Annotated in this window: 14 protein-coding genes; 10 read left to right on the top strand and 4 right to left on the bottom strand. The window is 49.9% G+C overall.

The genetic code is table 11. From position 1 onward, the window contains the following. The first annotated feature begins 23 nt into the window (after positions 1–23). From KNQ03_RS01650 to KNQ03_RS01625, 6 genes are all read left to right on the top strand, one after another. Positions 24–494: an NUDIX domain-containing protein gene (locus tag KNQ03_RS01650; protein ID WP_231681758.1), complete on the top strand. Its 471-nt coding sequence runs from the start codon at positions 24–26 to the stop codon at positions 492–494. 285 nt (positions 495–779) lie between these two features. Then, positions 780–1,427 carry a hypothetical protein gene (locus tag KNQ03_RS01645; RefSeq protein WP_214723219.1) on the top strand — a complete coding sequence of 216 codons (648 nt, stop codon included), beginning with the start codon at positions 780–782 and terminating at the stop codon, positions 1,425–1,427. Then, positions 1,424–2,218, top strand: coding sequence for a DUF3307 domain-containing protein (locus tag KNQ03_RS01640; protein ID WP_214723217.1), 795 nt, complete (start codon positions 1,424–1,426; stop codon positions 2,216–2,218). Before KNQ03_RS01645 ends, KNQ03_RS01640 begins: the two co-directional genes overlap by 4 nt. Before the next feature lie 46 nt (positions 2,219–2,264). Next, positions 2,265–2,816, top strand: a complete 552-nt coding sequence (locus KNQ03_RS01635; protein ID WP_029341723.1) for a histidine phosphatase family protein — start codon at positions 2,265–2,267, stop codon at positions 2,814–2,816. Next, entirely contained in the window at positions 2,813–3,673 is an 861-nt protein-coding gene (locus tag KNQ03_RS01630; protein WP_214724280.1) for a ComEC/Rec2 family competence protein, read from the top strand. The genes KNQ03_RS01635 and KNQ03_RS01630 overlap by 4 nt, the downstream gene beginning before the upstream one ends. A 21-nt stretch (positions 3,674–3,694) precedes the next feature. Beyond that, positions 3,695–3,910, top strand: coding sequence for a DUF3006 domain-containing protein (locus KNQ03_RS01625; RefSeq protein ID WP_050677950.1), 216 nt, complete (start codon positions 3,695–3,697; stop codon positions 3,908–3,910). A gap of 33 nt (positions 3,911–3,943) precedes the next feature. Here the strand turns inward: KNQ03_RS01625 and KNQ03_RS01620 are convergent, their stop codons facing one another. Beyond that, positions 3,944–4,171, bottom strand: a complete 228-nt coding sequence (locus KNQ03_RS01620; protein ID WP_214723215.1) for a hypothetical protein — start codon at positions 4,169–4,171, stop codon at positions 3,944–3,946. Positions 4,172–4,393: 222 nt separating this feature from the next. Here KNQ03_RS01620 and KNQ03_RS01615 point away from each other — a divergent pair, with 222 nt between their 5' ends. The 3 genes from KNQ03_RS01615 to KNQ03_RS01605 are packed head-to-tail and all read left to right on the top strand — an operon-like array spanning position 4,394 to position 7,322. Further along, entirely contained in the window at positions 4,394–5,302 is a 909-nt protein-coding gene (locus tag KNQ03_RS01615) for an AAA family ATPase (RefSeq protein WP_058265957.1), read from the top strand. Positions 5,303–5,304: 2 nt separating this feature from the next. Further along, the gene (locus tag KNQ03_RS01610; protein ID WP_214723213.1) at positions 5,305–6,351 is read left to right on the top strand and encodes a DUF58 domain-containing protein; all 1,047 of its coding nucleotides are present in this window, start codon (positions 5,305–5,307) and stop codon (positions 6,349–6,351) included. Beyond that, positions 6,348–7,322: a hypothetical protein gene (locus KNQ03_RS01605; protein WP_214723211.1), complete on the top strand. Its 975-nt coding sequence runs from the start codon at positions 6,348–6,350 to the stop codon at positions 7,320–7,322. The genes KNQ03_RS01610 and KNQ03_RS01605 overlap by 4 nt, the downstream gene beginning before the upstream one ends. 14 nt (positions 7,323–7,336) lie before the next feature. Here KNQ03_RS01605 and KNQ03_RS01600 read toward each other — a convergent pair whose 3' ends face one another. After that, positions 7,337–7,690 carry a winged helix-turn-helix transcriptional regulator gene (locus tag KNQ03_RS01600; RefSeq protein ID WP_069940701.1) on the bottom strand — a complete coding sequence of 118 codons (354 nt, stop codon included), beginning with the start codon at positions 7,688–7,690 and terminating at the stop codon, positions 7,337–7,339. A gap of 111 nt (positions 7,691–7,801) precedes the next feature. Between KNQ03_RS01600 and KNQ03_RS01595 the strand changes: the two genes are divergently transcribed. Continuing rightward, positions 7,802–8,524 (top strand): SDR family oxidoreductase, encoded by a 723-nt coding sequence (locus KNQ03_RS01595; protein WP_050677944.1) that lies wholly within the window; start codon positions 7,802–7,804, stop codon positions 8,522–8,524. Positions 8,525–8,593: 69 nt separating this feature from the next. Here the strand turns inward: KNQ03_RS01595 and KNQ03_RS01590 are convergent, their stop codons facing one another. Both KNQ03_RS01590 and KNQ03_RS01585 read right to left on the bottom strand, forming a co-directional pair. Next, positions 8,594–9,094, bottom strand: a complete 501-nt coding sequence (locus KNQ03_RS01590) for a hypothetical protein (protein WP_214723209.1) — start codon at positions 9,092–9,094, stop codon at positions 8,594–8,596. Between the two features lie 344 nt (positions 9,095–9,438). Beyond that, positions 9,439–9,765, bottom strand: coding sequence for a hypothetical protein (locus KNQ03_RS01585; protein WP_050677942.1), 327 nt, complete (start codon positions 9,763–9,765; stop codon positions 9,439–9,441). Between the last annotated feature and the right edge of the window lie 152 nt (positions 9,766–9,917).

Here is a 9,917-nt window from a genome sequence, read left to right as displayed (position 1 = left end):
CCGACCTTGGAGAGGTGATGAAGATGAAATTCAGACGTCGCGAAAAAGTAGCAATCTATATCACTCGGGAAAAACCTAACGGATGGGAACTACTTGTTTTTCATCCACAATCGGCTCCTGAGAGTGATTGGCAGATCCCCGCAGGTACGATCGAAGATGCTGAAATCGCAAAAGAAGCGGCTGTCCGTGAGACGCTTGAGGAAAGTGGTCTCTCGTTAGCATCCGTCCAGTACATCGGCGAAGAAGAGATGCGCTATCCGGAGCGAATGCGGGTGCATTATACGTATTTCTACCATGCGCACATCGAATGCCAAGAGAACCGCTGGACGCATTGTGTGGCTGGTGACGGTCAGGATTGCGGTGATTTCTTTGATTTCGCGTGGTTGCCACTTGATCGGATCACGCAACTTGAACGCCGCCATCATATATTCCTGGATCGTTTGATTCATCGATTGGAACGGACACGTCCGTATGATTGTCGAAAACACGGTTGATTCCGTGTTTTTTGTTTTGTCTCACTATCTTAAGTTTACCCTGATTATGAGACAAAATCTTATAACTATTGATAATATATGTTATGTTAACTTGAATAAAAAAATGATCTTTTAGTCAGATTCATCCATCCCCCCTGTCGTGTAAAAATCGGTCTATTGTCCTGTTGGTCTTCTTCTTCATTCTTTGTTACTCTAATAACAGTAACACTGCGAATGTTACCTGTTTAACGGTAACAAATAAAATGTTTCCATGATTGTGGCAACAAATGAACAGGAGGAATCGTCATGCAAGCTGTTGCCTTGTCGTTTGATGTCAAAGGCTCCCGCGATTATCCGAGCAAAGAAGCATTACTTCAAGCGCTCCGAGAACTCGCGAATGATCTGAATACGGCATTTCCTACGAGTATCGTCCCGTTCCAAATCAAATCCGGTGATAGCTTACTGGCGGTATTTGCGGATTATCCGGTTAGTTATCCGGTCATGCTGCACTTATTGAATCAAGAATTACCAGGTTACATCGGGATCGGATTTGGTCAATATGAGACGATTTCAACGACCCAAGCCGAAGAAGCCAATGGCAGTGCGATCATTCATGCTTTTGAAGCACAGGAATTGGCGAAGACGCTTCCGTCACGGATCGCCTTTGCTGGACCGCCCTACTTACCGACCGCCCTGCTGAATGGCTATCTCGAAATGCTTTATCCGGCGTATTTCGGGAAAACGGACCGTCAGATTGAACTGCACCGGTTGATGGACCAATATCCGGATGATACGTATGAAGAGATTGGTCTGAAGATGGGCTTTAAGGAACAGGATGCCCGCGCGAATGTCGCAAAACTCGTTTCCCGCTCGCAGCGAAAGCAACGGAAGCGTCTTGAAGCTGCCTTGACACAGGCACTGGAGCAATTCCAAGTCTGGGAGGCGATTCGGTGACCGTCTTACTTAGCCTTATACTTGTCCATCTACTTGCTGATTTCCCATTACAGACGAGACGGATGGCGCTACTGAAACACCGACACCAACGCATCTTATTCCAACATCTTGCCGTTCATGCGGCTCTGATGCTACTTGTCCTTGCGTTCTTCGTCATCCGAGGGGGATTAACCATCGACATCGCCGGATGGCTTGGAGGAAGTATTCTCGTGTTTCACGCCCTACTCGATGCCTCCCCGCTTAAACGTCGCGTCAAGCAAGCGGCGGCGTACTGGATCGATCAAGCGTTACATATCGCTGCCATCATCGCTTTGACATGGATATTCATCCCGGTCGATTGGTCGTTGTCGTTCTCACGACCCGAGCAGGTCTTGTGGATTCTGTGCTTTAGTTTAGTGACGACGGAGTTACTCGGTCACGGGATTGCTTTGATGCTCGCACCATTTGCTCCGCGCTTGATCGAAGCGCATTTCGAGCGAAAAGTGACACGTAAGGAGCAATTAGACGGCGTTTCGCGGACCGTCACACATGAAGTCGAAGATTCTGCGCGCAGTTATACGACGGAATTAAACGGAATCGGGCGTTATATCGGTCTCGTCGAACGGGCAATCATTACCCTGCTCGTCGTCACGAACGCAACCGGAGCCATCGGGTTCATCATTGCTTTGAAAGCACTGGCACGTTTTAAACAGTTTGAAGATCGCCGCTTTGCGGAATATTACATCATCGGGAGCTTGCTCAGTATCTTAGGTGCGATTTTATGTGGACTGGCGATTCGCGCCGCACTCTAAACGATGAATGAAAGTGAGGGAGACGGTCTTGACCGTCGCACGAAGCATGAAACAAATTGGATTAGTGAGACATCACCGGGTGACGGAAGGATACCCGACGAAAGGCTGGATCAGCGCCAGCGATATTGAAAAATGGATTGAACGGTATGATACGTCAGACATCGATATTCAACCGGTCGAGCTTGGTCAGATCGACTGGACGGTCTGTTATGCCAGTAGCATGCCGCGTGCCGTCCAGACGGCACAAAGTGTCTACGATAAAGAGATCATCGTGACGGATCTACTACGGGAAGTACCGTTTCCGACAATCCGCTCGAATCTCCGGTTACCGTTTCTTGGCTGGGCGGTCCTCGGTCGACTGGCAGCCCCGTTCAGCAAACGGATTCAAGCGGAGATCAAGGAAGCGAACGAACGGATTGAGGTCCTATTGAATCAATTGATGTTCGAGGATGATGAACGAGTATTGCTCGTCGGGCACGGCGGTATGATGATTCTGATGCGGGCTGCCTTGAAACGGCGCGGTTACCGGGGACCACGGTTCGGTCATCCGCGTAACGGCATGCTCTATCTGTTCGAGAAAGAGGAACCGACATGTTGAAATGGGGCTCAACGATTCTTTTAGCCCTCTGCCTGATCGTCATCTTCTACACGACACGGGACGAAGAGCCCCCTGCCCCAACAGAGGGACAAATGGAGGTCTATGGTTTTGACGTCGGTCAAGGGGATAGCACGTTCATCCGGACGAAGGAAGACGCAATCTTGATTGACGGTGGGAATAACGGCAAAGGCGAGGATGTCGTCCGCTACCTGCAAGAATTGGGTGTCAAACGCTTAACAGCAGTCATCGCGACACATCCGGACGCCGATCATATCGGTGGACTCGATACCGTCCTCGATGCCTTTCCAGTCGATAGCGTCTATGCCCCGCGTGTCACGCATACGACAGAGACATATCGCGATTTCCTTCTAGCCGTCAAACGCGAAGGGGTGACGATCAAGTCGGTTAAGGCGGGTCTTGAGATACCGAGTGAAGCCGCACGCTTTACGTTCCTTGCGCCCCTGACGGACGGAACGCAGGATCTCAACAGTTGGAGTGCCGTTCTGCGGGTCGAACATGGACAGGACCGGTTCCTCTTCATGGGTGACGCTCCGATCCGGACGGAACGACAATTGCTCGAGTCGGATGCCGATCTTAGCGCCGATGTTTTGAAGCTTGGGCATCACGGAGCAGACACATCGTCCTCCCTGCCCTTCCTACAAGCCGTTGATCCAAAGCGTGCCTTGATCTCAGCCGGGCAGGACAATGCCTATCGTCACCCACGCCCCTCCGTCTTACAGGAACTGAAAGCAGAACGGATCACGATTGACCGGACTGATCAAAGTGGAACGATTCAGTATATCTCGACCGGTGACGGCATCAAGGAATCGAACCGGACCGACTTACGACCGGAATAACAAGACGTGGAGGTGCATCAGATGCGATTGACCCTAGCTGATTTTGAAGACGATCTAGCGATTTGCGAGACGGACGACCGCGAGACGATCACATTACCGAAAAGTCGTTTGCCGCGACAGGCGACGATTGGCGACCGACTCGACTGGACCGGGCGCTCGATTCGGATCTTACGCGATGAGACGAACGCACGTAAAAAAGAGATCACCGATTTGATGGATGATCTCTTTGAAGAATGATGGGACTCTCTCGGAACACTGAGGGAGTTTTTTTTAACCGATTAGACTGATGACGAGACCAGCGATGATGCCTGCTGTGAATAAGGAACCGAGCGTATACGTCAGCAAACGTAATCCGAATGGGAGCCGACGAATCGCGGCAAAGGCTCGACGATTCGGAGGTCCTCCGGCAACAATCCGTTGATACTCGTCAATAGGACTGTGAGCAACATCCTGTTGCTGGTTTAGAGTAGAGTTCGATTCGGTAGTGTGTGGTTTCATCTGTCCATCCTCCCTATTCCAATGACTATATCCTTCTATTCGCTAAGTAACTTCATAATCCTGTTTCAATTTTTTTGATATTTTACGAAACTTTTGGATGAAACTGGTAGTATAAAAGATAGACGTATTTCTTTATGCGTGATTCCTGGAAAATCACTAGCAGTTTTTTCTGAATTTTCGTACACTTTAGAAATACGATGCATCTTAAAGGGGGAATCATCCATGTTTCAAACGTTACGTACATCACTCAAACAATCTGTCCTTGGTCAGGACGATGTGATTGATCATTTATTGATGGGCTTGCTCGCAGAAGGTCATGTGTTGCTCGAAGACCGTCCGGGGACCGGTAAGACGACATTAGCAAAAGCACTGGCGCAGACACTCGAAGCGAAGTTCTCACGTGTTCAATGTACAGCGGATACGTTACCGACCGACCTACTTGGGATGGAGCTGTTCAACCCGCTGACAGGATCGTTTGAACAACGGTTTGGTCCGCTGTTCGCGAACATCGTACTCGTCGATGAAATCAACCGGACGACTCCACGGACACAGTCAGCATTGCTCGAGGCAATGGCGGAAGGGCAAGTGACGATCGGGGATACATCTTATACGTTACCGCAACACTTTCTTGTCATCGCGACACAAAATCCGTTCGATGGACACGGTACATTCCCATTACCGCATGCCCAACTCGACCGTTTCTTGTTCAAGTTGTCGTTCGCTCCCCTGACACGTCAAGCGGAAAAAGCATTATTACGCGGGGCGCACTTAACAGCAGCCGAACTACAGATTCCGCTCGAACAACTCAATGACTGGAAAGAGGAAGTCGTCGCCGTCTCAATCGAAGATAGCGTCGAAAACTACTTACTCGATGTCTGTGACGCACTCCGCGCCCATCGTGACGTTGAGATCGGACCGAGTCCACGAGCGACGCTCGCACTCTTAAAAGCAGCAAAAGCACGGGCCTGGATGCAGGAGCGGACGTACGTCACACCAGAGGACGTCAAGCACTTGGCGACGCCATTGCTTGCCCACCGTCTTGTTTTGACGCTCGAAGCGACGCTGAAGCTATCGAACGAACGTCTCGTCGAGCAGGTTCTCGATTCACTCACTGTTCCAACTGAGGTGTAATCATGCAATTGATCATACCAAAAGGCTTTAACCTCATCATTCTTACGATGACAGGTGCAAGTGGCGTCATCGTGGGACTCTATGGTCCTGTCTGGATTGCGGCTTTATTACTCGCCTATACATTATATGGCTGGGTGATGCCGTATTATCTCGAATACGTTGCGAAGCGGATTCGCGTCCGCCTCCTTGAGACCGTTCGCGCTTTTCGAGAGGAAACGATCCAGATACCGTTCGAATTGTCGAACCCAACGAAATTACCACTCGGTCGCATCACGATCTCTGGCTTGCTCGGGGATCAGATCAAGCTTCCTGATGCGAGTAGTCAATTTTGGCGTCAACACTTATATGTCAGCAAACAGACAATTGTGCCGTTTTCAATCGATGTCATTGCCGCTCACCGGGGAACGATTCGCATTCAGTCGTTTGACGTCATGATCTCGGATCCGTTTCATTTGATCACAATTTATGTGACGCTTGATATCCAAGAGCTGGGGCACGTCTTCCCTGACTTTGCACCAGCGTCGGTCGAGTGGAATGAACGGATGATTCCCGGTGAGACGATTGATCGCTCGAGTCCGTTCACCGATCGCTCGAGTTTCCACTCCGTCGTCCCCTACTCCGGAGATGCGAAGTCGATCTACTGGTCCGCTTATGCGAAGACAAATGAACTGTACTCGTATCAATATGACCGAAAACGTAACCATGATTATGCCGTCATCGTCGATGGCTTGTCCGCAGACGGACTCGCTCTCCGCTCGGACTTCGAGAAACTATTATCGCGTGCCGCGACGATCATCCGTGAACTCGAGAAACAAGGGGCTTCCTACAGCCTCTGGATTTCGATGGTCAACCGATCCGGGCAGTGGTACCATGTTCCGTCTGGGACGGGAAAACATCAATTCCTACGGACGATGGAATGCCTTGCTCGGATTTCCGAATACGATCTACCGCTCGAACGCCGGTACTTCACGAAACGATTGCAACGTAGTGTACCGTCGACGACGGCGGAGATCCATCTCGGTCACCGGCAGAAAGGAGTAAGCGCATGATTCTCTGGTGGATATTCCTTGCGAGTCTGTTACCGGTTCCGTTCTATCTCGCGCTTGCTCTTCCGGCACTTGCCTTCGTGCCACATCGTTCGCTTCGCATCGGATTACAGCTACTCGTAGCGGGATCATTATATTTCCTCTCTCCCATAGCTAGCGTCTTAGCTCTCGTCTTCGTTGCCTGGACCGCGTTTCTTGATACGGTCGATTCGACGTGGCGATACGCTACGAGTGCGATGGTCATCGGCGTCGTGATGGTATTGTTCCCAGGAGTGACACCACCGATTGGCGCCTTTTTACTTCTGCTCTTCGTCGTCGCGTATCCATTCGTCGTCACGTACATGACAGAATGGCGGCGTATCTTCCCGACGATTGCTCTCGTACTTAGCGCGGGGCTGATCATCGCTGTCGTCTTCCGGCTCACGAAAGAAGCGCTCGTCGGATCCGTCACGAGTGCGATTCGTCCGCTATTTGAAGCATTCGGTTCATTATTCCTTTGGACGGAACCACTTGGTCGGGAAGCGGACACGATGACGAACCGGGCAATGGGGCTAGAGAATATCAAAGGTGTTCAAGACGTGGAGCAAGCTGCCGTCCAGGCAGGAACACCGGATTGGATTTGGATCGCAACGACGCTTCTGACCGTGATCTTAGTTGCGGTTACGCTTTATGTCATCCGGAAGCGAAAAGTCATAGCAATCGAAAAAGAACAAACCGTCAAGCACTCCAAACAAGTACGGGCGCATGCGCCAAAACGGCATAGTCATCATCCGCTTCTGAAGATTGCTTCTCAGCTCGAGCAAGCTTTCCCAAGACGCCATGAAGAGACGACGCTTGAATGGCTGACACGGATCGAGTTCCCGGATACGGTGCAAAACGCTCGTCTGATTGACGGGATTGAGTTCAGTCCAAGTGAACCGGCCTACGATATCCAGACGTTCCGCCGTCAAGTACGCGAACAAATCGAACGCTAATGAAAAGCCCCTGCTCATGGAGCGGGGGCTTCCTCGTCGCATAATGTGCGCATCAATTGGTTGCGTGGTGTCGTCGCAAGACCCCAGTCGCAGATCGCATCGAGTAAGGGAATCAAGGACGTACCTTTCGCGCTTAACGCATACTCAACACGAGGTGGGATTTCCGGGTAGACGGTCCGCGTAATCAAGCCATCTTGTTCGAGTTGCTTCAGTTGCTGTGTCAGCGTCTTCGGTGAGACGTCCTGGATATAACGCTCCAGTGTATTAAAACGTACCGCACCTTCCTCATGCAGCTCGTACAAGATCATCACTTTCCACTTGCCTTGAATCTGACGCATCGTCGCATCGAACTCATTTAGATACGGCATACCGTTCCCTCCCTTACCAAAAGGTAACCGACTGACCTAAAAGTGCGTACTTCTCGGATTGGTTTCCCTCTGTTATCTTCAATTTATCATATCAAATAAGGAGACGATATCATGAAAACAGGATTCATTGCCATCACAGGTGCGACGTCAGGAATCGGGCATGCGATTGCGCGAACGTTCATTCAGAAAGGGTACCGCGTCTTATTGCTCGGACGACGAATTGATCGTCTGGCGAGCCTTGCTTCAGACGATGTCTTGATTCGCCAAGTCGCAGCCACCGACCGAGCTGCCCTCGATGCTGCTTTAGCAGACGCGACGGAAGCGTTCGGACCGGTCGAAGCCATAATCAATAATGCGGGTCGGATGTTACTCGGTCAAATCGAGACACAAGATGCGGAAGAATGGGAAGAGATGTTTGATGTCAACGCGCTCGGTGTCTTACACGGAATGCAAGCTGTCCTTCCCTCGATGGTGAAACGGAAGACCGGCACGATCATCAACATCAGCTCGATTGCCGGTAAAAAGACGTTCGCAGACCACGCCGCGTACGTCGGTACGAAATTCGCCGTCCACGCGATGAGTGAGAACGTCCGAGGTGAAGTCGCGTCTCACGGTGTCCGCGTCATGACGATCGCACCAGGTGTCGTCGAGACGGAATTACTCGGTCATACGACAAGTGATGCGATCAAGGACGGCTATAACGAATGGAAACAGTCGATTGACGGTGGACTCGATCCGCAAGTCGTCGCGGACACTGTCTTATTCGCCTTTGAGCAGCCGCAACATGTCAACATCCGGGAAATCGTCTTAGCCCCGACGAAACAACTCGATTGACGAAAAAACAGATCGAAGTGTTTGGAAGTAGATGTACTTCCGAGCACTTCGGTCTTTTTCATTCAAGCGTTACTTTGCTAAGTGACTCTGTTCAATCGTTTGAAAGATCGATTGATAGATCTTCAGTTGCTCTGAACGATTCGGTCGTTCGATTCCCTCACCAAACAACCAGATCGTCTCTTGTGTATCGTCATAGAGCATACCAGCCGCAAACGTCGGATTCGGCACCGAGATGCTTTCCTCATAGGATAGACTCGGATCAAGAAACGGTTCGATGGATTTTTGAGAGCCGATAAAGAAAAAGGGAATCTGCGCCTTCCGGTAGACGGTGGCATAGTCACGTCCCGCTGCCTGATGTAAGTACTCCGGCATAATCATGACGGCGTCGTATCGTCGTAAATCTCCTTTGATCTCCTGCAGATCAATCGAGTGGAAGTCCGGTGATTGCGTAAGAACTGGAGCCGTTCCGACGACGGCGATGGTGAGATCGATGGTACTGGCTTTTGGCGTCAACGTTGGTTTTTTCATCATACATACGGTAAGCAGTAGACTGAGTGCAAGTAAAGTCATGACGGTTCTTTGTCTCATCTGTCCCTCCATGATTTCCTAATATTAGGTCTTTCGCCTAGTTCCTTTATACCATAGAAATGGGTGACTTTATGTTTTTGCACAATAGGGAAATCGCGTGAATAAAGTACCAACAGAAGCCAATAAAAAAAGACTCCTTGATTGGAGTCTCCTTACTTTTCAGCATCGATTTTCGAAGCTTTTTTTGCAATGACGACAATAAAGACGATGGCACCGACAGGAATCACGAGCGGCATCCAGTCGAGGATATACTGTGCGTTCATCGTATCCCCCCTTACCTAGCAAGCTATAAGCGTAGCATATGCCAATTGCTGGGGAGTTGCAAGTCACAGTCGGGGCAGAAGTTCGTTCACGATCGCGTAATAAATCAAGATACTTGTCGAGAGCGTATATCCGATGAATAAAAGGGGTGTGAATTTAGGTTTCATGCGTCGTTCGATCAAGCGTAGCGAGCCGATGGTGACGACAAGAGCGACGACCGGACTGAATCCGAACACGACGATATCTAAGGATGTCACGACATCTTCTGGAAACACGAGATGAAAGACAAAAAGTGAGAATAAGTACCACGATGTATAGGATAGACAAACGAAGAAGAGGAAAGCAGCTAGTTTCCGCATCCCGTTTGATTGGCTTTTTTCCATCTGTTGCATGTCGTTCCTCCTACATAAGTATCAGATACCCTTAATAGTAACTGGAACTATTCGCTTAAAATATTCAAATATGAATATCCGACAAAAAACGACAAAAAGTTTTTTTCTCGACAATTTAAAAAAGCAAGATCCACGGTCAAGTGAACCTTGCT

The sequence above is a fragment of the Exiguobacterium sp. s143 genome (assembly GCF_018618895.1).
In the GTDB taxonomy this organism is placed as follows: Bacteria; Bacillota; Bacilli; order Exiguobacteriales; family Exiguobacteriaceae; genus Exiguobacterium_A; species Exiguobacterium_A abrahamii.
The sequence above is the reverse complement of the archived record's forward strand: the minus strand, read 5'-3'. Positions and strand labels throughout refer to the sequence as shown.

Coding starts and splice junctions, on each gene's coding strand:
- KNQ03_RS01590 (WP_214723209.1), bottom strand. CDS start 9,094: ATGACTTTACTTGCACTCAGTCTACTGCTTACCGTATGTATGATGAAA.
- KNQ03_RS01610 (WP_214723213.1), top strand. CDS start 5,305: ATGCAATTGATCATACCAAAAGGCTTTAACCTCATCATTCTTACGATG.
- KNQ03_RS01595 (WP_050677944.1), top strand. CDS start 7,802: ATGAAAACAGGATTCATTGCCATCACAGGTGCGACGTCAGGAATCGGG.
- KNQ03_RS01625 (WP_050677950.1), top strand. CDS start 3,695: ATGCGATTGACCCTAGCTGATTTTGAAGACGATCTAGCGATTTGCGAG.
- KNQ03_RS01615 (WP_058265957.1), top strand. CDS start 4,394: ATGTTTCAAACGTTACGTACATCACTCAAACAATCTGTCCTTGGTCAG.
- KNQ03_RS01645 (WP_214723219.1), top strand. CDS start 780: ATGCAAGCTGTTGCCTTGTCGTTTGATGTCAAAGGCTCCCGCGATTAT.
- KNQ03_RS01600 (WP_069940701.1), bottom strand. CDS start 7,690: ATGCCGTATCTAAATGAGTTCGATGCGACGATGCGTCAGATTCAAGGC.
- KNQ03_RS01585 (WP_050677942.1), bottom strand. CDS start 9,765: ATGCAACAGATGGAAAAAAGCCAATCAAACGGGATGCGGAAACTAGCT.
- KNQ03_RS01620 (WP_214723215.1), bottom strand. CDS start 4,171: ATGAAACCACACACTACCGAATCGAACTCTACTCTAAACCAGCAACAG.
- KNQ03_RS01650 (WP_231681758.1), top strand. CDS start 24: ATGAAATTCAGACGTCGCGAAAAAGTAGCAATCTATATCACTCGGGAA.
- KNQ03_RS01635 (WP_029341723.1), top strand. CDS start 2,265: ATGAAACAAATTGGATTAGTGAGACATCACCGGGTGACGGAAGGATAC.
- KNQ03_RS01605 (WP_214723211.1), top strand. CDS start 6,348: ATGATTCTCTGGTGGATATTCCTTGCGAGTCTGTTACCGGTTCCGTTC.